The following is a 19,387-nucleotide window of genomic DNA, read 5'->3' as shown; positions in this document are numbered from 1 at the left end:
CGCGGATCACCGGCCGAGCGAGAGGACCAGGCGCTGGCCGCTGTGGTCCGACTGGCCGTCCGAGCGGACCAGCCGGTAGTCGTGGACGGTGACCTCCGGGGTGGTGAACGCCCAGTCGATCCGCCACCACGGCCACCGGTCGTCCCAGGTGGCGGGGTAGAGCGACGCGAGCGCCGGAGCGGCGTCGGTCATCCGCTCCGGCAGCATGCGCAGGATGCCCATGGCCGGGGAGGCGTTGAAGTCCCCGGCCAGGACGGCCGGCGACGAGTTCGCCCGGACGTCGGCCGCGAGCGCGCGGAGGTTGGCCTCGCGCGCCTCGTGCTGGACGCGGTCGAGGCGGCGGGGATCCAGGCCGCGTGAGGACGGGTCGACGGGCGAGTTGATGTGGGAGTTGTAGAACGAGACGGTCCTGCCCCCCACACGCAGGTCCGTGCGCAGCGTCTTCACGGTGTAGAAGCCGGGCCAGGCGGAGCCGGGCGGCACGGGGGTGTCCCGGCCGTCGTCCAACCAGGGGCGCAGGTCGAGACCGCGCTTCAGCACGATCGGGAAGCGCGACAGCGTCACCAGCTCACTCGCCGTGGCGATGTGGTATCCCGGGAACTCGCGGCGCAGCCTGTCCAGGTCGTTCACCCGGATCGGCCGGGAGTCGGCGCCGAAGTAGACGTACTCCTGCAGCAGGAGCACGTCGGCGTCCTGGGCCCGCAGGTACCGGTAGAAGGCGGCGACGTCCCGCTCCGGCGTGCCGGTCGGCGGGGGCATCGGCTCCCCGCCCGCCGCCGGCTGATCCCAGTACCAGGTGTTCCAGGAGAACACGGTGAGCGCGTCCGGCGGGGCCGGGGTGGTGTGGTGCCACAGCGTGGCGAGGTTGAGCCCGCTCGCGCCCCCGCCCACCGCCAGTGACGCCAGCGCCATCGCGACGGCCGTACGCCGCGCGCGGCGCGCCACCAGTACGGCTGCGAGCAGCACGACGGGAACGGCCGCGAACGCCAGTGGGGGGACGAGCTCGGGGACCTGCCACCACCACACCCGGCCGGACAGCGCGCGGTGCAGCCCCGCGAACACCAGCCAGGCGGCCGCCGCAGCCGTCACCACCGGGAATCTCCGGGAAGCCCGCGAAGTGCGCCGGGACTCGCCGGGCCGCGTCGCGACCCGGGTGCCGCCCGTCATCCGAGCGGCCCCAGCTGACACCGCGGCGGACAGATGGGACACGGCGGACGCAGCGGACACAGGGGGGTTGTCACGTGGCCTCCCCGACAGCGCGCACGTGCAGGTCGGAGTCGTAGAGCCGGCGGAACCTCGCCGAGCACAGCCACCGCGCGGCCCCGGCCGCCACTCCGGCCGCGATGGTCAGGTTCACCAGGAAGTGCACGGCGCCGAAGTAGAGCAGGAACAGCGGGCCGCGCCTGCGCAGCACGAAGCGGTACATGCCGAGGTCGGCCACCACCGATACGGCCAGGGCGAGGGCCGGCAGCGCGGCGCCGGCCGAGCCGAGCGGCACCGCCACCGGTACCGCGGCCACCGCCGCCAGCGCGGCGAGGCTGCCGCCGGCCCGGTTGGAGGTCTCGAACCCGCGGGCGAACCGACGCCGCCGCGCGTACAGCGGCACCCGGGCGCGGCCGCGCCGATACAGCTTGCGCAGCAGCTTGAACAGCTTGTCGTCGTGGTCGTGCCGCGAGCGCACGGCGGTCGTGAGCACCATCCCGTACCGCTGGGTGAGGCGGTGGCCGTAGTCGACCTCCTCGGTCTCGCGCAGCCGCGTGTTGAACGGCCCGACGTCGTCGAACACGCGGCGGGGCATCGCCATCAGCGCAGGGAACAGGAACGAGATGGGGCCCTCGGAACTGGCCGTCCAGTAGTGGTACTGCAGCGCCCGATACTCCTCGACGAGGCTGTCGCGGATCAGCGGCTCAGGATCGTGGACGCTGCACACCGCCCCGAGCGCCGGGTCGGCGGCGAGCATGCCCACCGCCACCTCGACGGCGTCGGGGTAGGGGGCCACGTCGGAGTCCACGAACACCAGGATGTCACCGCGGGCGTGCGCGGCGCCGAGGTTTCGCGCCCCGGCCACCCCCATGTTGCGCTCGGTGCGGACGACCCGTACGCCGAGCCGCCGCGCGACCTCGACCGAGTCGTCGGTGCTGCCGTCGTCCACGACGATCAGCTCCAGCGGCCGGTAGGTCTGCGCCAGCATCGCGCGCAGGCACAGCTCCAGGGAGACGGCGTAGTTGTAGTTGGGCACGATCGCCGACACCAGGGGCGAGTGTCCGGTCATCGCTCACACCTCCGCCGACGCGGAGCGGGCGGGGACGTCGTAGGTGTGCCGGAACCGGCTGGACACGAGGCACTGGGCGGCGCCGGCGAACACCGCGACCGCGACGGTCACGTTCACCAGGAAGTGGACCGCGGTGAAGTAGAGGGTGAACGGGGTGCCGGCGTAGCGCCGGACGTAGCGGTACATGCCCAGGTCCGCCGCGATCGATCCGGCCAGCAGCGCGACGGGCGCCGCCGGCCAGGCCGGGCCCAGCACCACCGGCAGCGGCGCGGTCAGCACGGCGAACAGGGCGGCGAGCGAGCCCCAGCCGCGGCTGCTGTCGGCCGGGCCGCCGTTGAAGCCGGGGCGGCGCAGGTACAGCGGGATGTGCAGGCGCGCCCGGTGGAAGAACTTCGACAGCACCACGCGCAGCCGGTCGTCGTGGTCGTGCCGGCCCCTGATCCTGTTGTCCAGCACGATGCGGTACCCCAGGCGGGTGATCCGGTGGCCGTACTCGGCGTTCTCGCTGTGCCGCAGCGCGGGGTTGAGCGGGCCCACCTCGCGGAAGACCTCCGCCCGCATGGCGAACAGCGCGGAGTAGATCGTGGTGATCTCGCCCTCGTCACCGGAGATCCAGTAGTGCAGCTGGAGGCTGCGGTAGCGCTCCACGAGGCTGTCCGGGATCAGCGGCTCCGGGTCGTAGGTGCCGCACACCACTCCCAGGGCGGGGTCGGAGGTGAGCAGGCCCACCGCGTGCTCGACCACGTCCTCGGCCAGCGCCAGGTCCGAGTCCACGAAGAACAGCACGTCCCCGCGCGCGTGCTCGACGCCGAGGTTGCGCGCCGCGGGGGCGCCGATGTTGGTCTCGGTCACCACGACCCGCGCTCCGTGCCGGTGGGCGATCTCCACCGAGTCGTCGGTGCTGCGGTCGTCGACGACGATCACCTCGATGCTCGGGTAGGTCTGCCGCCGCAGCGCGCTCAGGCACAGGCCGAGCGTGCGGGCGTAGTTGTAGTTCGGCACGATGACCGAGACCAGCGGCCGTCGCTCCTCCATGTCGATGCCCCTTCGCGCGCGATGGTCGATGACGATGCGTCGTACGTGCCTGCTCGCCCCGTGTCTTCAGTCCTGGCCGGCGAGCACCCGGGCGGGCTTTTCCAGGCGTGAGAGCGCGAGACGTTGCAGGACGCCCACGGCCCCGCCGAGGGCGCCGGTGAAGGTGACGGCGAGGTGCACGCCGGAGAAGTAGACGCCGAACGGGACGCCCCGCTGGGCATAGGCGAAGCGGTGGGTGCCGGCGTCCAGGGCGACGGCGGCGGCGACGAGGGCGCATGGCACGAGCGCGCCCGCACGGCCCGCCACCACGGGCAGGGCGAGCGCCGGGACCGCGGCGAGCAACAGGACGCCGCCGACCGCGCGGGGCACCGAGTCGCCCGGCGTCTCTCCACGGCGCCAGTCCAGCGCGCTGACGCGGGCACGGCGGAACACCTTGCGCAGGATGGTCCGCACGGTGGCGTCGTGGTCCTTGCGGCCGCGTACGGCGTCGCTCAGCTTCACCTCGTAGGACCGCGTCACGCGGACGCGGTAGTCGGAGGAGACGGTCTCGCGCAGCCGGGGGTCGAAGGGGCCGATCTCGGCGAACACCTTGGCCGGGACGGCGAGCACGGCGGCGTGCAGCTCCAGGGTGGGCCGGTGGGCGGGCATCCACCAGCGGTGCATCTGCAGAGCGCGATACTGGGAGGCCAGGGTCTGGGACAGCAGCGACTCGGGCCGCAGGACGCCGCCCAGCGCGCCGATCTCCGGGTGGGACTCGAGTATCCGCACCGCGTTCTCCACCGCATCCGGATCGAGGGCGATGTCGGCGTCGAGGAAGAACAGGATTTCCCCGGCGGCGTGCTCGGCGCCGAGGTTGCGGGCGGGAGTCGGGCCGCCGTTGACCTCGGTGCGCACCACCGTGGCGCCCCTCGACGCGGCCACCCGCGCCGCGTCCTCCGTGCCGCAGTCATCCACCACGATGACCTCGATGTGCGGATAGGTCTGTTCTTCCAGCGCGTCCAGGCAGAGGCGTAATACGTCGGACCGGTTGTAGCTGGGGACGATGACCGAGACTAGCGGGCGTTCCCGACTCATGATGTGCTCCAGTGGCTGGAGGTCGTCGCTTCCGAACACGTGCATGTCGCACCTCGTGTTCGGTTCACGCTAGGCACGGAGGCTTGTCCCATTCTTGTCGCGCGGGCCCGGCGGTCGGCGGCTGACAAGGATGCGACAAGGACCCCTCAGTACGTTCGGAGCCGGCCCACTCACCGAGGATGGTGTCGATGACCGATCGGGACGCCCTGATCGAGGAGCAGTCCGCCACTGCCCCGCCCCCGCGCGCGATCGGCTGGGCGGCACGTGTCCGGCGTTTCGTCCGCCCCCGGCGGCGCTGGTGCTGGGGGACCAGGCTCGTCGTGACCGCCTCGGTGGCCTGGCTGCTCTTCGTGGTCTGTCATCTGCTGGCGAGCGGGCGGACGTCGCTGTGGGCGCCGATCGACCTGATCCCTCCGCTGCTGTTCCTGGCGGTCCCCGTGCTGCTGATGGCGGTGGCGCCACTGGCGCGGCCGGTCCGCTGGCGGATCATGTCGCTGCTGGTGGTCACCGCGGTGCTGGGCGCCGGGCGCAGCGGGGTCAACTACGCCACCCTCTGGTACACCCCGCCGCCCGCGGGCCCGGGAGCCATCACCGTGGTCGCCTGGAACACCGAGTTCTGGGACCAGGACTGGCGCACCGCCGAGGGCGACCGGTACTCGCCCGGGTTCTACGACTATCTGCGCAGGCTGAACGCCGACGTCTACCTGCTGACGGAGTACCTGTACGTGGACACCCGGGCGGGGGACATGCGCTCGCAGCGCTGGACGGCCGACCTGGCGATGCGTATCGACAAGCTGGCGGAGCTGCGCCGCGAGTTCCCCGGTTACCACGTCGCGGTGTCCGGCGAGCAGATCACGCTCTCGCGGTTCCCGATCGTCGCGCACCGCGGCCTGGACGTGCGCCCGTGGCTGCCGGCCGATCAGAAGGAGATCCCCGAGGCGCTGCGGGACTGGCCGGAGGGCTACACGGTCGAGACCCTGCGCACCGACATCGACGTGAACGGCAAGGTCGTCTCCTTCTACGACGGGCAGGTCTCCCAGCCCCCGCTCGAATGGCGGCTGTACAGCGCCGAGTCCCGCGACATCGACTTCAGCCGGACCCTCCGCCGGGAGGCGAGCTACCGGGCCATCAGCGCGGACGTCGCGGCCAACCCGCACCCCGTCGTGCTCGCCGGCGACCTGAACACCTCCCCGGCCATGGGCATCCGCCGCCTGCTCCCCGGGAAGCTGGTCGACCGGACGCCCGTGATCTCGTCCCTCTATCCGGCGACCTACCTGGCGGGGACCGCCGAGCTGTGGCGGATCGACTGGGTGTACACCACCCCGGACGTGGCCGTGCACAGGTACGACCTGCTCGGTTCCGAGGGGCTGTCCGATCACCGGGCCCAGCGCCTGGTCGTGTCGCTGCCCTGACCGGGGCCGGCCCGGACCTGACCAACGAAGGGAACGGACATGCCTGACGTGACGACCTGGCATGGTGACGTCGCGGTCATCGTGCCGAACTACAACAAGAGGAAGACCCTGCGCGCCTGCCTGGAGTCGGTGTACGCGCAGACCTACCGCCCGGCCGAGGTCGTCGTCGTCGACGACGTCAGCACCGACGGCTCGCTGGAGATAGCGCGGGAGTTCCCGTGCACGGTCGTCGAGTCGCCGCGCAACCGGGGGCCGGCCGCGGCCCGCAACCTCGGAGTGGCGAGAAGCTCGGCGCCGCTGCTGTTCTTCGTCGACTCCGACACGGCGCTCGCGCCGGACGCGGTCCGCAACGCGGTCAAGGCGTACCGGGAGACGCCGGACTGCGGCATGGTTCAGGGGATCTACGACGCCGAGCCGTTGTACGACGACGGTCCGGTCGAACGCTACCGGGTGCTGTGCGAGCACTACGAGCGCAGCCAGACCACGGCCACGTTCCTGTCCTGCACCCTGATCCCGCGCCACGTCTTCGAGGAGGCGGGACGGCTGGACGAGCGGCTGCGCGACGGTGAGGACTTCGAGTTCGGCACGCGCGTCCCGGCCCGTTACCGGCTGGTGGTGACCACCTCCGTGGTCACGAAGGCCGATGACGAGGACAGCTTCTGGGGGTGCCTGGCGGAGCGGTTCGTCCGGTCCACCACGCTACCGGTGATCATGGTCCGCGCGCGCCGGCTGCGGGACGAGGGAAAGGTGGGCTTCCAGCTCAACATGATCGGGACGGGTCAGCACAAGCGTCGCAAACCGCCCCGGGTCTCCTCCGCGTCGGCGACGGCCACCTTCCTCACCCTGCCGCTCGCACTCGTCAGCCCCTGGGCTCTGGCGGTTCCGGCGGCGACGCTGGCGGTGTTCCTGGGCGTGAACAGCAGATTCCTCGGGTTCGCGCGCCGCTACCGGGGGGCCCGCTTCGCGCTGTGGGTCGCCTGGATGCAGCTCTGCTTCCACACCGCCTTCTTCCTCGGCGCCTGCGCGGGGCTCGTACGCGTCGCCTACGAGCTGGGCCGCCGGCGGGGAGAGCCGGTCAGGGCCGGCGCGTCCCCGGTGCCCTCCGCCGGTGTGCGCGAGTGAGGGCGTTCAGGCTTCCGCGGCTGCCGCGCCCGATCCGGCGGGCGCTGACGGCCGCCTTCGCCCTGGCCGTCGTGGGCGCGATCGCGCTGACGCTGGCCCGGCTCGACTGGGGCGTGGTCGCCGTCATGTTCGCCCGGCGCGACGCCGGGCAGATCGGTCTCCTGCTGGGCGGCGCGCTGCTGGCGAGCATGGCGGGTCTGTCGTTCGGGTTCCTCGCCTGGCGCGTCGTGCTGCTGGAGAGCGGCCCGCCGGTCAGCGAGCCGAGAGTGGTGCGGATCTTCTTCGTCGGCTTCCTGTCCAAGTACGTGCCCGGACGGGTGCCCGGCATGATCGCCGTCACCAAGGTGGCCACAGCCAACGGCGTCGGCTTCGCCCGGCTGATCAGCACGGCGGCGCTCGTCATGAGCCTGGTGTTGCTGAGCGGTTTCACGGTCGGGCTGCTCGCGGGCGTGCAGATGCTGGGCGCCCGGGCGGCGTGGCTCGCCGGCGCCGCCGTACTGATCGTGCTCGTCCTGGTGCGCCCGCAGATCGTCAACCAGGGCTCCGCGCTGCTGCTACGGCTGCTGCGCCGCCCCGGGGCGGCCAAGGCCGCCTCGATCCGGGGAGTACGGCTCGCGGTCGCCTGGCAGAGCCTGTCGTGGGTGGTCACCGGGCTGCACCTGTGGCCCCTGGCCATCGCCGTGGGCGCGCCCCCTTCACGCTCCCTCGCACTGTGCGTCGGCGCGTTCACGCTCGCCACGTCGATCGGCATCGCGAGCGTGTTCATCCCCGACGGCATCGGCGTTCGCGAGGCGGTGCTGGCGGCCGCGCTGGCCCTGGTGCTCCCCGCCCCGGCCGCCGCGGTGGTGGCCCTGGCCAGCCGGGTGGTCTCCATCGTCGGCGAGGTCCTCCTCGGCGTGGCCGCCCTCGCGACCGCCGAATACCTCATCCGCCGCGGACGGACCGATCGGCGGGAGGCCGGCCAGGCCGCCGGTCCCTCGCCCGCCGGTTCGTCGCGGGCTTGACGGCCGGAGCCGCCGCGCGCCGCCGGGCGGCTTCGGCCGCGGCGGGGGCGGCGCGCGAGCCGGCCGTCCGAATGCGTTTGTGCGCCCTTGCGGCACCGCACTACCGTGCCGATGTGGACCTCTTCTCACGTTCGTGGTCGGCGCTGCGCGGGGCGGTCGCCGAACTGCGGGACGAGGACTTCGCACGGCCGTCCGGCTGTGCCGGCTGGCTCGTGCGAGACCTGGTGTGCCATCTGGTGATCGACGCTCAGGACGTCCTGATCACCCTCGTCACCCCCGCGGAGACGGAACCGACCCGCGACGCGGTGACCTACTGGGACGTCGCCGAAACGCCGCCGACCGGCGACGACCCGCTCGACGCGCTGATCGTCCGGCTGGCCGCCGCCTACGAGGAGCCTCGGCTGCTCAAGTTCCACCTGGACGACGTCGGCTCCGCCGCCGGCCGTGCCGCGGAACTCGCCGACCCGGACCTCAGGGTCGGCACCCGCGGAGAGGTCCTCACCGCGGGCGACTACCTCTCCGCGTACGTCCTGGAGTGGACGCTGCACCACCTCGACCTGGTCGCGCACCTCCCGGACGCGGCGGAACCGCCCGCGGAGGGGCTCGCCCGGTCCCGCGAGATGCTGGAGAAGATCGCCGGGACCGCGTTCCCCGCGTCGTTCTCCGACAAGGACGCGTTGCTGGTCGGCACCGGGCGGCGTGCCATGACCGACGCGGAGAAGGCCGCGCTGGGCGAGCCGGCCGCGAGACTCCCGCTCGTCCTCGGGTGACCGTCCGGGGTCAGGACGCGGCGGCGCCGGGGACGCGGAGCCGGTCGACGGCCTCGCGGCGGCGCCGCTCGGGCCGCCGGTCGTACCGCGCCGTGGTGGCGGGGGAGGCGTGGCCCACCAGGGCCTGGGTGGTGGCGAGGTCGACCCCGGCGTCGAGCAGCTCGCCGATGAACGTGCGCCGGAAGTCGTGCGGCGTACGGGGGGACGCGCCGGCGGCGGCCAGGCGCCGGGAGACGATGTCCGCGATGGCCTGGCCGGTCATGTGGGCCAGTCGCAGCCGCCCTCCCTTGTTGACGGGGCAGAACAGAGGGCCCTTCGCCCGGCCGCGTACGGCGAGCCAGAGGTCGAGGCGTTCGACGGCCTCCGCGGTCAGATAGACCAGTCGTTCCTTGTCGCCCTTGCCGCGCACCCGCAGGGAGCGCGCGTGGGGGTCGAAGTCGGCCAGGGTGAGCCCGGCGATCTCGGCCCGGCGGCAGCCGGTGGAGTAGAGCGCCGCGAGCATGGCGCCGTCGCGGCGGCCGGCGGGGGAGTGGTCGCCGTCGCACACCTCGAGCGCGGCCGCCAGCGCCGCGGCCTCGACGTGCCGTCCCGCGGGGACGCGGGTGTGCTTGTAGGCGGGCAGGTCGGCGGCGCGCTGGTAGTCCTCGCCGCTCATCAGGCCGAGCCGCCAGGCCTCCTTCAGCACGCGGCGGAGGGCGACCAGGTGCTTGTTGACGTGGGCGGGCGACCAGCCCTGTTCCCGCATCAGTGTGCGCAGGCGGATCGTGTGCTCGTAGCGGAGCAGCTCCCAGGGCTGACCGGCGCCGGTCGCCTCGGGGTCGCCGGTGATGAGGCGGGCGATGCGGTCGAGGCAGCCCTTCATCGTGCGCTTGGACTCGGGGCTCTGCAGCGCGTCGAGATACACCCGGTAGGGGTCGCGCTCGGGCCGTGCGGGGGCGTTCCGCTCGGGGACGGCGGGGGTGTTCATCGCCTCGATCCTACTATGAATCTACAATGTAAAGGCGACCGGTTATTGCAAGATCATTTACACCGCCGACCAAAACCCTCGACGACAATGAGGGAGCCATGCGAATCGGGATCCTCGGACCGTTGCGGGTGACGGACGCCCCCATCAGGGGCGCGCGCCTGCGTGTGCTCCTGATCCGGCTCGCTCTGGAGCCCGGCGAGGTGGTCACCGCGCAGAGACTCGCCGACGACCTCTGGGAGGAGCCGCCGGCGAATCCGGTGGCGGCGCTGCACTCCCTGGTGTCGCGGCTGCGCCGTGAGCTGCGGAAGGGACTGCAGGAGGGACTGCGCGGTGCCGTGGTGTCGCATCCGGCCGGTTACCTGCTCGACGTCCCGCCGCAGGAGGTCGACGCGGCGGAGTTCGAACGCCTGGTGAGAGCGGGCCGGGCCGAGCGAGATCCCCGGCGTGCCGCGGTCTTGCTGCGGTCGGCCCTGTCGCTGTGGCGTGGTGCGGCGCTCGCCGACGCGGCGGACCTGCCGTTCGCGCGGGTGGCGGCGGCGCGCCTGGAGGAGCTGCGCCTTTCCGCGCTGGAGGCCAGAACGACCGCCGATCTCGCCGTGGCGGACCCGACGGCGGCGGGTGCGCTGGTGGCGGAGCTGGAGGAGACTGTCGCCGCGCACCCGCTGCGCGAGCCGTTCCACGCCCTGCTGGTGCGAGCGCTGTGCGCGGCGGGGCGGCGCGGGGACGCGCTGGAGGCGTTCGAACGCGTCAGGCTGCGGCTGGCGGACGAGCTGGGCGTCGATCCCGGGCCGGAACTGCGCGCGGCCCATCTGGAGGCGCTGCGCGAGCCGCCTCCGGCGAGGGTCGTGCGGTCCGTACGGGGGAACGTGCCGGCGCCGGTCACGGGCCTGGTCGGGCGGCGGGAGGACGTGGCGCGGGTGCGGAGCCTTCTTTCGGCCGCGCGGCTGGTCACGCTGACCGGACCGGGCGGCGCGGGCAAGACCAGGCTGGCGGTGGAGGTCGCGGGCGGGCTCGCCGCCGCTTCGGGCGTCTGGCTGGTCGAGCTGGCCGCTGTCGGGGACCCGGCGGCCGTGGCCGCCGTCGTGCGGGCGACCATACCCCCGGCCGTGCCCAAGCGGGACGCGCCCGAGCTGGACAGGGACGTCGCCGGGCGGCCGGCCGCGTCGCCGCTCGACGCGCTGGTGGAGGCGCTGGCGGGCCGGGAGCTCGTGCTCGTGCTCGACAACTGCGAGCACGTGGTGGGCGGCGCGGCGGCGGTGGCGGAGCGGTTGCTGGCGGGGGTGCCGGGGATGCGGATCCTGGCCACCAGCCGGGAGCCGCTGGACGTCCCCGGCGAGCATCTTCATCCGGTGCGGCCGCTGGCGCTGCCCGGCTGCGGGGTGGACGCGGCGCGGGCGCTGGAGTTCCCTGCGGTGGCGCTGTTCGCGGAGCGGGCGTCGGCGGCGCGGCCGGGGTTCGTCGTGGACGACTCCGTGGTGGCGGATGTGGTCGCGGTGTGCCGGGAGCTGGACGGCCTGCCGCTCGCGATCGAGCTGGCGGCGGCCCGGCTGCGGTCGTTCACGCTGCGGCAGCTCGCGGAGGCGGTGGGGGAACGGCTGACACTGCGCGGCAGCCGTACGGCGGGGCCGCGGCACCGGACGCTGCGTGCGGTGATCGACTGGAGCTGGGGTCTGCTGTCACCGGCGGAGCGCGTGGCGTTGCGCCGGTTGTCGGTGTTCGCCGGCGGGGCGACGGCGGAGGCGGCGCTGCGGGTGTGCGGGGCCGACCTGGAGACGGTCGTCTCGCTGGCGGACAAGTCGCTGGTCGTGGTGGCCGAGCCGGACGGACCCGCGGACCGGGGGGAGCGGGTGCGTTACCGGCTGCTGGAGACCGTCCGGGCCTACGCGGCCGAGCGGCTGGAGGAGGCGGGTGAGGCGCGGGCCATGCGGGACCGGCATCTGGGCTTCTTCCTCGAGTCGGCGGAGGAGGCGGAACCGGGGTTGCGGACGGCCGATCAGCTTCGCCTGCTGGCGATGCTGGACGCCGAGCGGGGAAATCTGGACGCGGCGCTGGGCCACGCCGTGAGGACCGGGCAGGAGCGGCCGGCGCTGCGGCTGTTCACGGCCAGGTTGTGGGCGTGGACGGTGCGGGGACGCGGCGACGAGGCGGCCGGGTGGGCGCGGGCGATCCGGGCGGCGCTGGGTGAGGCCGCGCCTCCCGGGCTGGAGCTGCCGCACGCGTTGTGTGCGCTGCTGGCGTCCGACGGGCCCTACGCGTCGCCGGAGGCGCTGCGCGTGGTCGAGGAGTCGGGTCATCCCGTGGCGTTGTGGGCCTGGGTCGTGGGGGCCAGGCCCTCGGGCGGGGGCGTGGAGCACTGGCGCAGGGCGCTCGCGGCGAAGCGGGCGTTCGGCGATCACGAGGACCCGTGGGCACGGGCGACGGCGCTGCTGATGGGCGGGATCGGGGAGTTCGAGTACGGCAGGGCGGGGGCGGGGGCGGCCGAGGCGTGGTTGCGGGAGGCGCTGGCGGGTTATCGCGCGCTGGGGGATCGGTGGGGGCTGTCGCTGACGCTGTACTGGTTGTCGCTGGCGGCGGAGAACCGGGGCGACGCGGCGGAGGCGCTGACGCTGCTGGAGGAGGCGGCGGAGCTGGCGGGGCTGGTCGGGGGGATGGAGGCGATTCCCGTCCCGTTGATGCTGCGCGTGCGGCTGGCCCAGTTGCGTGCCCGTACGGGTGACCTGGCGGGGGCGGAGCGGGAGCTGGCGCGGGCCGGAGAGGTGGCCGGCCGTACGCGGGACCGGGTGGCGCTGGCGCGGGTGCGGCAGGCCGCCGGGGAGGTGGCGCGGCGGCGTGGGGCGCTCGGCGAGGCGGAGGGCCTGCTGGTGGAGGCGTTGGAGCTGGCCGGCGGGCAGGCGGGCGTGCCCGCGCAGTTCCTGGCCACGGTCCAGGTGGAGCTGGCCCGGGTGCGGGCGGAGTGCGGTGACCGTGAGGCGGCGTGGCGGTCGCTGCGGTCGGCGCTGGAGTCGTCGGGCCGCGCGGGTGACGAGACGGTGCGGGCGATGGTGCTGGAGGCGGTGGCGGAGTGGTGCGCCGGGGGCGGGGACCTGTCGCGTGCCGCGCTGCTCGCGGGTGCGGCCCGGGCGCTGCGCGGCCTGGACCGTGTACGGCCTTGATGGTGCGTGGCCTGGATAGTGCGCGGCCTTGACGGTGGGGTGCGCGGCCTTGACGGTGGGGCCCGTGTCCGGAGCCGCCGCCGAGGTTCGTCAGGGCAGTTGCGCGCGCACCCATCGGGGGTCGGGGTTGACGTGCGGCGTGCCCGCCACCACCACGGTCGGCACCGTCTCGTCGCCGCCGGTGGCGGCCCGGACCGCCGCGGCGCCTTCCGGGTCGCGCCAGATGTCGACCCAGTGCATCCGGTAGGCGTGGCGGCCGAGGCGGGTGCGCAGCCGCAGGCAGTAGCGGCAGCCGGGGCGCCAGTAGACGATCGGACGGCCGTCGGCCTGGCTGCGGCGCAGCGCCTCCGCCGCGCTCAGGGACCTCGGGAAGACGAGGGGGGACAGCAGGGCGGCGGCCGGCAGGAACAGCAGGAGCAGCACGACGGCGGCGCCCGGGGACCCCTCGCCGGCCCGCCGGGCCGCCGCGGCGAGCCCGACGGCCAGGAAGAGGATCGGCGGCATCCATCGGCGCAGCATGGCGGTCACGCTAGCGCACCGGCCGGGGCGTCAGCGGTCGAGGCGGCGGTAGCGGCGGACCGACAGCGGGAAGAAGACCGCGATGAGCAGCAGCGGCCAGGCCAGGGCCATGACCGCGGCGTGTTCGGCGATCCAGGTGGTGCCGCCCGCGCCGGGGTTGCCGAACAGGTCGCGGGTGGCGGCCATGGTGGCCGACAGAGGGTTCCACTCGGCGACGGCGGCGAGCCAGCCGGGCATGGTGCCGGTCCAGGCGAAGGCGCTGGACAGGAAGCCGACGGGCCACACGAGGATCTGCACGGCCATGACGGTTTCCGGGCCGTTGAGGGTCAGCCCGAGGTAGATGCCGACCCACAGGAACGCGAAGCGCAGCAGCAACAGCAGTCCGACGGCGAGGGCGGCGCGGGCGGGGCCTTCGTGCCAGCGCCAGCCGACGGCCAGGCCACAGGCGATCATGACGGCGAGGCCGAGGAGGGTGTTGAGCATGTCCGCGACGGCGCGGCCGACGACGACGGCGGAGGAGGCGACGGGCAGGGAGCGGAAGCGGTCGGTGACGCCATTGGCGGCGTCGCGGGCGACGGCGGTGAAAGTGGCCTCGATGCCGAAGAGCATGGTCATGGCATACATGCCGGGCATGAGGTATTCGCGGTAGTCGCCGTCGCCCGGTACGGCCATGCCGCCGCCGAACAGGTAGCCGAACATCAGCACGATCATGACGGGGAACAGCAGGCCCGCCACGACCTGGCCGGGTTTGCGGGCCCAGTGACCGAGGTCGCGCAGGGTGACGGTCCAGCTGTCGGCCAGGGCCCAGCGCAGCCGGGCGGCCGCGGTGCGGGGGATTTCCGGTGCGGTGACGGTCATACCGCGGCTTCCTTTCTCGTGCCGGTCAGGTGGAGGAAGACCTCGTCCAGGGTGGGCCGTCGCACGGCGATGTCCGCCACGGTGATGCCGGCGGCGTCCAGGGCGCGCAGGACTTCGGGGAGCGCGGCGGACCGGTCGCGTACGGGTGCGCTGACGCGGCGGGAGTCGGCGTCCACGTCCAAGGCGGCATCACCCAAGGCGTCACCCGAGGCGTCACCGGGGGCACCGGTCACCTGACCGACGATCGCGGCGGCGGCGGGCAGGTCGGCGGTGTGCCGGACGACGACGTCGAGGCGGTCGCCGCCGAGCGCGGACTTCAGCTCGTCGGGGGTGCCCTCGGCGACGACGCGGCCGGCGTCGACGACCGAGACGCGGGAGGCCAGTTGGTCGGCCTCCTCCAGGTATTGGGTGGTGAGGAGCACGGTGGTGCCCGCGGCGACGAGGGCACGGACGGCGTCCCACACCTCGGTGCGGCCGCGCGGGTCCAGGCCGGTGGTGGGCTCGTCGAGGAACAGCACCGGCGGGGAGCAGATCATGCCGACCGCCAGGTCGAGGCGGCGGCGCATGCCGCCGGAGTAGTGCCCGACTGGCTTGGTGCCGGTGCCGGCGAGGCCGAACCGGGTGAGCAGTTCGTCGGCGCGGGCGCGGGCCGCGGCCGGGCGCAGGTGGTGGAGGCGGCCGAACATGACGAGGTTCTGCCTGCCGCTGAGGACCTCGTCGAGGGCGGCGTGCTGGCCGACCAGGCCGATGCTGCGGCGCACGTCGGCGGCCCGTCGTACGACGTCGAAGCCGGCGACGCGGGCCGTGCCGCCGTCGGGGCGCAGCAGCGTGGTGAGTATCCGGACGGCGGTGGTCTTGCCGGCGCCGTTCGGCCCGAGCAGGCCGTGCACCGTGCCCTCGCCGACGGCCAGGTCGAGGCCGTCGAGGGCGGGGGTGTCCCCGTATCGCTTGCGCAGCCCTTCGGCCACGACCGCGTGTGTCATGGTGACTCCTCCATAGGTTCAGTACGGCGTACCGTACAACATACGGAACCAAGGTGCGCATAGAATTCGCAGGCGATGACGGAGTACAGCTCGCAGGGAGACCCGGCGCGGAGTCTGGCCCTGCTGTGGCGCACGGGTGAGCGGACCGGCCGCAAGGGCAAGCCGGAGATCGGGGTCGACCGGATCGTGCGCGCGGCGATCGAGGTCGCCGACGCCGAGGGCCTGGCCGCGCTGTCCATGCGCAAGGTCGCCGAGCGGCTCGGCGTGGGGACGATGTCCCTGTACACCTATGTCCCGGGCAAGGCCGAGCTGATCGACGTCATGCTCGACACGGCGTACGGCGAGCTGTCCGCGCCCGCGGAGGTGCCAGGCGGCTGGCGGGGCAGGCTGGAGCTGATCGCGCGGGAGAACCTGGCGCTGTACCGGCGGCACCCGTGGATGCTGCAGGTGTCGTCGATCACCCGGCCGCCGCTGGGCCCCAACCTCATCGCCAAGTACGACTACGAGCTGCGGGCGGTCGACGGCATCGGCCTGGACGACCTCGAGATGGACTCGGTGGTCACGCTGCTGAACGGCTATGTGAGCGGCGCGGCGCGGGGCGCGGTGGAGGCGGCGCAGGCGGCTGGCGACACGGGCGTCACCGATGAGCAGTGGTGGTACGCCCACGCGCCCTACCTGGCCAAGGTGTTCGATCCTCGGCGTCACCCGGTCGCCGCCCGGGTGGGCGCGGCTGCGGGCGAGGCGTACAACGCGGCCTACGACCCCGACCAGGCCTTCGAGTTCGGCCTGCAGCGGGTGCTCGACGGCATCGAGGCGTTCGTCGCCGCGCGCGCCGCCGGATGAATGGCGTTCCGATCACACCGCACTGCGCTGAGACACTGCACTGAGACACTGCGCTGAGACACTTCGCTGAGACACGTAAGCACCAGGCCGGATACGGCGCGACGTGATCCGGGGGGGGCGACTGTGCGGGAGCAACCTCAGCCGCTCGCTAAAGAGTCGGTAGGCCCGCGGCGGCTCCGCGCGTGCCTGCGTGACTACACCCTCTCGTCCGGAGAACCTGCCGTGGCGGAGATCCGCATAGCGGCGGCGGAGGGGACGGAGACAGGGCGATGGCGACCACCGCGGGCGAGGCCCGGGCCGATGTGACGCCGGCCAGTCTGCGGCTGCCGGGCATCGTGCTCGGGGTAGGACTCGGCGGGTTCATCGACGGCATCCTGCTGCACCAGCTTCTGCAGTGGCATCACATGCTGAGCAGCACCGACAGCGACCACATCGGGGTGAAGTACTACAACCCCCACACCGTTTCCGGGCTGGAGATGAACACGGTGTGGGACGGCGTCTTCCACGCCGTGTGCTGGCTCGCGGTGCTCATCGGCCTCGCGATTCTGTACTCCAGGGTCACCCGCAACCGGCGCAGGGTGTGGACCTCACGGGTGCTGTGGGGCTGGATCCTGGCCGGCTGGGGGATCTTCAACCTCGTCGAGGGCGTCCTGGACCACCACATCCTGGCCATCCACCATGTCCGCGGCGGCCCCTACCAGCTCTGGTGGGACATCGGTTTCCTCGTCCTGGGCGCGCTGCTGCTCGCCGGGGGCTACCTGCTCGCGCGCGGCGGGCGGTCCTTCGATCCCGCCGAGACCCCCGCATGACGGACCACGGCGTGATGGACCACGGCGTGATGGACCACGGTGGCCACTTCGCGGGGTTCTCCGGGGTGCTGCTGCCGGTCCTCGCCCTGCTCGTGTATCTGCACCTGGCCCGGCGGACGCGCCGCCGCAACCCGGTGCTGGGCTGGAGCCGGTGGCGTACGGCGAGTTTCGCCGCCGGGCTCGTCCTGTCGGCCGCGGCGCTCCTGCCGCCCGTCGCGTCTGTCGCCCACGCCGACTTCCGCGGTCACATGCTTCAGCACATGCTCATCGGCATGTACGCCCCGCTCGCCCTGGTGCTGGGTGCCCCGGTCACCCTGCTGCTGCGGACCCTGCCCGTCGGCGGCGCCCGGCGGCTGTCCGCCGTCGTGCACAGCCGTCCCGGCCGGCTGCTGACCCATCCGGCGACCGCCCTGCTGCTGTCCACCGGCAGCCTCGTGGTGCTCTACTTCACCCCGCTCTACGACGCCGTCACGGCCCGGCCAGCCGGGCACTGGCTGCTGCACGCGCACTTCCTGCTGTCGGGGTGTCTGTTCGCGCACGTCATCGCCGGTCCCGACCCCGCGCCCGCCCGGCCGGGCGTCCGGGCCCGCCTGGTCTACCTCGGGTGCGCCATCGCCGTGCACGCGATCGTCGCGCAGCTGATGTACGGCGGCTTCTGGGTGGACGTCCACGCACCCGTCGCCGAAGTCCAGGGCGGGGCGGAGATCATGTACTACGGCGGCGACATCGCCGAACTCCTTCTCGCCGCCGCCCTCGTCTCCACCTGGCGTCCGGAACGCCGCTCCCGGCCCGTCGCCGGCCGGACCGTACGGGCCTGAAACGCACCGGCCCGCCGCCGCGGTGCGGGGCAGGCCGGATCGGGGAGGGGGACGGTCCTCAGGCGCGACTGGCTATGCGCGTGAGGAGCGGCTGCACCAGGCGGGCCGCCAGGGGACCGAAGGCCGCCAGGATCAGGACGTACGCCGCAGCCAGGGCGCCCAGGTCGGGATGGGCGCCGGCGGCCACCGCCAGCCCGGCGATGACGATGTTGAACTCACCTCGGGGGATGAGCGCGATGCCGGCGCGGACCCGTCCGGCGCGGGCGATGCCGGCGCGGCGGGCGGCATAGATGCCGGTCAGCAGCTTGGTGATCATCGTCACGAGCGCCAGGCCCGCGGCCAGGCCGGCGGCGGGCAGGATCTTGGTGGGGTCGGTCTGAAGGCCGAAGAAGACGAAGAAGACCGCGGCGAACAGGTCGCGCAGCGGCGCGAGCAGCGCCTGGGCGTCTTCGGCCAGCTCGCCCGACAGCGCGATGCCGACGAGGAACGCCCCGACCGCGGCCGACACCTGCAGCTGCTGGGCCAGCCCGGCCACCAGCAGCGCCAGCCCGACCACCTTGAGCACGAGCACTTCGGAGTTGGGGCTGGCGACGAACGCCTCGATGTAGCGGCCGAAGCGCAGCGCGACCAGCAGGACGACGCTCACCGCGGCGAGCGCGATGGCCACGGTGACCGCACCGGCGACCAGGCTCAGGCCCGCCAGCATGGCGGTGAGGACCGGCAGGTAGACCGCCATCGTGAGGTCCTCGAACACCAGCAGCGACAGCACCACCGGGGTCTCCCGGTTGCCGATCCAGCCCAGGTCGGACAGGACCTTGGCGGTGATGCCGGAGGAGGTGGCGTAGGTGACGCCGGCCATGGCGACGGCGGCGACCGGCCCCCAGCCGAGGAGCAGCGCGCAGATGGCGCCGGGCGCCGCGTTGAGCACGAGGTCGACCAGGCCGGCGCGGGCGTTGCCCTTGAGGCTGGTCATCAGCTCGTCGGCGTTGTATTCCAGGCCGAGGGTGAGCAGCAGCAGGATGACGCCTAATTCGGCGCCGGTGGCGATGAAGTCCTCGCTGGTGGCCAGCGGGAGGATGCCACCGGTGCCGAAGGCCAGGCCCGCGATGAGGTAGAGAGGGATGGGGGAGATGCCGGCGCGCAGCGCCAGTGCTCCGAGGATGCCGAGTCCGAGGACGACGGCGCCGAATTCCAGGAAGAGTATCGCGGTATTGTGCACGCGCTGCCCTCAGCCGCTGGCGAAGATGTCGGCGACGGCGGCGGTGCTGTCCTCGCTGCCCACCACGACCACGATGTCCTCCCCGGTGAGGAGGAAGTCGGGGGCGGGGCTGGCGAACACGTGCCCGGCGCGGACGACGGCCACGATGGAGGCTCCGGTGCGGGTGCGCACCTGCGCCTCGCCCATGGGCCGGCCGGCGTAGGGGGAGCCCGGCGAGATCGGCAGCTGGACGCTGACCAGTCCCTCGACCTCGCGATGCAGGGCGTTGAGCCGCTGGACGATGCGAGGAGCGCCGAGCAGCTCGACGAGCGCGTCGGCCTCCTCGTCGTTGAGTTTCACTGTCTCGCAGGCCCTGTCGGGATCGTCGGGATCGTAGATCACCAGGTCGCGCCGCCCGGTGCGGTGGGAGACGACCCCTATGCGCCGTCCCGAGCGCGTGGTGAACTCGTGCCGCAACCCGATCCCCGGCAACACCGTCTGCTCGACATCCACGGCGCCGCTCCTCCGTTCAGATAAGTCAACACTTATCC

At 73.2% G+C, this 19,387-nt stretch carries 18 protein-coding genes; 8 read left to right on the top strand and 10 right to left on the bottom strand.

Annotated features, from left to right (window positions below; all coding sequences use genetic code 11):
- Positions 1-6: 6 nt before the first annotated feature.
- The 4 genes from ABZ857_RS10965 to ABZ857_RS10950 form a co-directional block, all read right to left on the bottom strand.
- The gene (locus tag ABZ857_RS10965; RefSeq protein WP_357040926.1) at positions 7-1,089 is read right to left on the bottom strand and encodes an endonuclease/exonuclease/phosphatase family protein; all 1,083 of its coding nucleotides are present in this window, start codon (positions 1,087-1,089) and stop codon (positions 7-9) included.
- 148 nt (positions 1,090-1,237) lie between these two features.
- Complete coding sequence (locus ABZ857_RS10960; protein WP_357040923.1) at positions 1,238-2,272, bottom strand: glycosyltransferase family 2 protein; 1,035 nt, start codon at positions 2,270-2,272, stop codon at positions 1,238-1,240.
- 3 nt (positions 2,273-2,275) lie between these two features.
- Positions 2,276-3,307, bottom strand: coding sequence for a glycosyltransferase family 2 protein (locus ABZ857_RS10955; protein WP_357040920.1), 1,032 nt, complete (start codon positions 3,305-3,307; stop codon positions 2,276-2,278).
- Positions 3,308-3,373: 66 nt separating this feature from the next.
- The gene (locus ABZ857_RS10950; RefSeq protein ID WP_357040917.1) at positions 3,374-4,426 is read right to left on the bottom strand and encodes a glycosyltransferase family 2 protein; all 1,053 of its coding nucleotides are present in this window, start codon (positions 4,424-4,426) and stop codon (positions 3,374-3,376) included.
- A gap of 143 nt (positions 4,427-4,569) precedes the next feature.
- Between ABZ857_RS10950 and ABZ857_RS10945 the strand changes: the two genes are divergently transcribed.
- The 4 genes from ABZ857_RS10945 to ABZ857_RS10930 all read left to right on the top strand — a co-directional run bounded on the left by ABZ857_RS10945 (position 4,570) and on the right by ABZ857_RS10930 (position 8,689).
- Positions 4,570-5,793 carry an endonuclease/exonuclease/phosphatase family protein gene (locus ABZ857_RS10945; RefSeq protein WP_357040914.1) on the top strand — a complete coding sequence of 408 codons (1,224 nt, stop codon included), beginning with the start codon at positions 4,570-4,572 and terminating at the stop codon, positions 5,791-5,793.
- A 39-nt stretch (positions 5,794-5,832) separates the two neighbouring features.
- Entirely contained in the window at positions 5,833-6,915 is a 1,083-nt protein-coding gene (locus ABZ857_RS10940) for a glycosyltransferase (protein WP_357040911.1), read from the top strand.
- Positions 6,912-7,919, top strand: a complete 1,008-nt coding sequence (locus ABZ857_RS10935; RefSeq protein ID WP_357040908.1) for a lysylphosphatidylglycerol synthase domain-containing protein — start codon at positions 6,912-6,914, stop codon at positions 7,917-7,919. Before ABZ857_RS10940 ends, ABZ857_RS10935 begins: the two co-directional genes overlap by 4 nt.
- A gap of 113 nt (positions 7,920-8,032) precedes the next feature.
- On the top strand, positions 8,033-8,689 hold the full coding sequence (locus ABZ857_RS10930; RefSeq protein WP_357040905.1) for a maleylpyruvate isomerase N-terminal domain-containing protein: 657 nt from the start codon (positions 8,033-8,035) through the stop codon (positions 8,687-8,689).
- 10 nt (positions 8,690-8,699) lie between these two features.
- On the opposite strand, the gene ABZ857_RS10925 is transcribed toward ABZ857_RS10930, so the two are convergent.
- Positions 8,700-9,656: a tyrosine-type recombinase/integrase gene (locus ABZ857_RS10925; RefSeq protein WP_357040902.1), complete on the bottom strand. Its 957-nt coding sequence runs from the start codon at positions 9,654-9,656 to the stop codon at positions 8,700-8,702.
- Between the two features lie 98 nt (positions 9,657-9,754).
- Here ABZ857_RS10925 and ABZ857_RS10920 point away from each other — a divergent pair, with 98 nt between their 5' ends.
- Complete coding sequence (locus tag ABZ857_RS10920) at positions 9,755-12,808, top strand: BTAD domain-containing putative transcriptional regulator (protein ID WP_357040899.1); 3,054 nt, start codon at positions 9,755-9,757, stop codon at positions 12,806-12,808.
- Positions 12,809-12,898: 90 nt separating this feature from the next.
- Here the strand turns inward: ABZ857_RS10920 and ABZ857_RS10915 are convergent, their stop codons facing one another.
- Genes ABZ857_RS10915 through ABZ857_RS10905 form a run of 3 tightly spaced genes read right to left on the bottom strand, consistent with a single transcriptional unit; the run spans position 12,899 to position 15,168 of the window.
- Positions 12,899-13,327 carry a glutaredoxin domain-containing protein gene (locus ABZ857_RS10915; protein WP_357040896.1) on the bottom strand — a complete coding sequence of 143 codons (429 nt, stop codon included), beginning with the start codon at positions 13,325-13,327 and terminating at the stop codon, positions 12,899-12,901.
- A 30-nt stretch (positions 13,328-13,357) separates the two neighbouring features.
- Positions 13,358-14,185 carry an ABC transporter permease gene (locus ABZ857_RS10910; RefSeq protein WP_357040893.1) on the bottom strand — a complete coding sequence of 276 codons (828 nt, stop codon included), beginning with the start codon at positions 14,183-14,185 and terminating at the stop codon, positions 13,358-13,360.
- Positions 14,182-15,168, bottom strand: coding sequence for an ATP-binding cassette domain-containing protein (locus ABZ857_RS10905; protein WP_357040891.1), 987 nt, complete (start codon positions 15,166-15,168; stop codon positions 14,182-14,184). The genes ABZ857_RS10910 and ABZ857_RS10905 overlap by 4 nt, the downstream gene beginning before the upstream one ends.
- Positions 15,169-15,243: 75 nt before the next feature.
- Here ABZ857_RS10905 and ABZ857_RS10900 point away from each other — a divergent pair, with 75 nt between their 5' ends.
- The 3 genes from ABZ857_RS10900 (at position 15,244) to ABZ857_RS10890 (ending at position 17,638) form a co-directional block, all read left to right on the top strand.
- On the top strand, positions 15,244-16,011 hold the full coding sequence (locus ABZ857_RS10900; RefSeq protein ID WP_357040889.1) for a TetR/AcrR family transcriptional regulator: 768 nt from the start codon (positions 15,244-15,246) through the stop codon (positions 16,009-16,011).
- A 269-nt stretch (positions 16,012-16,280) separates the two neighbouring features.
- Complete coding sequence (locus tag ABZ857_RS10895) at positions 16,281-16,820, top strand: DUF2243 domain-containing protein (protein ID WP_357040886.1); 540 nt, start codon at positions 16,281-16,283, stop codon at positions 16,818-16,820.
- Positions 16,817-17,638: a cytochrome c oxidase assembly protein gene (locus tag ABZ857_RS10890; RefSeq protein WP_357040883.1), complete on the top strand. Its 822-nt coding sequence runs from the start codon at positions 16,817-16,819 to the stop codon at positions 17,636-17,638. Before ABZ857_RS10895 ends, ABZ857_RS10890 begins: the two co-directional genes overlap by 4 nt.
- Before the next feature lie 58 nt (positions 17,639-17,696).
- Here ABZ857_RS10890 and ABZ857_RS10885 read toward each other — a convergent pair whose 3' ends face one another.
- Positions 17,697-18,857 carry a cation:proton antiporter gene (locus ABZ857_RS10885; protein WP_357040880.1) on the bottom strand — a complete coding sequence of 387 codons (1,161 nt, stop codon included), beginning with the start codon at positions 18,855-18,857 and terminating at the stop codon, positions 17,697-17,699.
- Between the two features lie 9 nt (positions 18,858-18,866).
- Positions 18,867-19,349 carry a cation:proton antiporter regulatory subunit gene (locus tag ABZ857_RS10880; protein WP_357040877.1) on the bottom strand — a complete coding sequence of 161 codons (483 nt, stop codon included), beginning with the start codon at positions 19,347-19,349 and terminating at the stop codon, positions 18,867-18,869.
- Positions 19,350-19,387: the final 38 nt, after the last annotated feature.

Source organism: Microbispora sp. NPDC046933, assembly GCF_040644635.1.
Classification (GTDB): Bacteria; Actinomycetota; Actinomycetes; order Streptosporangiales; family Streptosporangiaceae; genus Microbispora.
Note: the sequence above shows the minus strand (reverse complement) of the source record. Positions and strands in the feature narration are given on the sequence as shown.

Excerpts from the sequence above, each read along its gene's own strand:
- ABZ857_RS10955 (WP_357040920.1), bottom strand. The coding sequence starts at position 3,307 with ATGGAGGAGCGACGGCCGCTGGTCTCGGTCATCGTGCCGAACTACAAC.
- ABZ857_RS10945 (WP_357040914.1), top strand. The coding sequence starts at position 4,570 with ATGACCGATCGGGACGCCCTGATCGAGGAGCAGTCCGCCACTGCCCCG.
- ABZ857_RS10960 (WP_357040923.1), bottom strand. The coding sequence starts at position 2,272 with ATGACCGGACACTCGCCCCTGGTGTCGGCGATCGTGCCCAACTACAAC.
- ABZ857_RS10925 (WP_357040902.1), bottom strand. The coding sequence starts at position 9,656 with ATGAACACCCCCGCCGTCCCCGAGCGGAACGCCCCCGCACGGCCCGAG.
- ABZ857_RS10910 (WP_357040893.1), bottom strand. The coding sequence starts at position 14,185 with ATGACCGTCACCGCACCGGAAATCCCCCGCACCGCGGCCGCCCGGCTG.
- ABZ857_RS10940 (WP_357040911.1), top strand. The coding sequence starts at position 5,833 with ATGCCTGACGTGACGACCTGGCATGGTGACGTCGCGGTCATCGTGCCG.
- ABZ857_RS10900 (WP_357040889.1), top strand. The coding sequence starts at position 15,244 with ATGACGGAGTACAGCTCGCAGGGAGACCCGGCGCGGAGTCTGGCCCTG.
- ABZ857_RS10920 (WP_357040899.1), top strand. The coding sequence starts at position 9,755 with ATGCGAATCGGGATCCTCGGACCGTTGCGGGTGACGGACGCCCCCATC.
- ABZ857_RS10905 (WP_357040891.1), bottom strand. The coding sequence starts at position 15,168 with ATGACACACGCGGTCGTGGCCGAAGGGCTGCGCAAGCGATACGGGGAC.
- ABZ857_RS10890 (WP_357040883.1), top strand. The coding sequence starts at position 16,817 with ATGACGGACCACGGCGTGATGGACCACGGCGTGATGGACCACGGTGGC.
- ABZ857_RS10915 (WP_357040896.1), bottom strand. The coding sequence starts at position 13,327 with ATGCTGCGCCGATGGATGCCGCCGATCCTCTTCCTGGCCGTCGGGCTC.
- ABZ857_RS10895 (WP_357040886.1), top strand. The coding sequence starts at position 16,281 with ATGGCGACCACCGCGGGCGAGGCCCGGGCCGATGTGACGCCGGCCAGT.
- ABZ857_RS10950 (WP_357040917.1), bottom strand. The coding sequence starts at position 4,426 with ATGCACGTGTTCGGAAGCGACGACCTCCAGCCACTGGAGCACATCATG.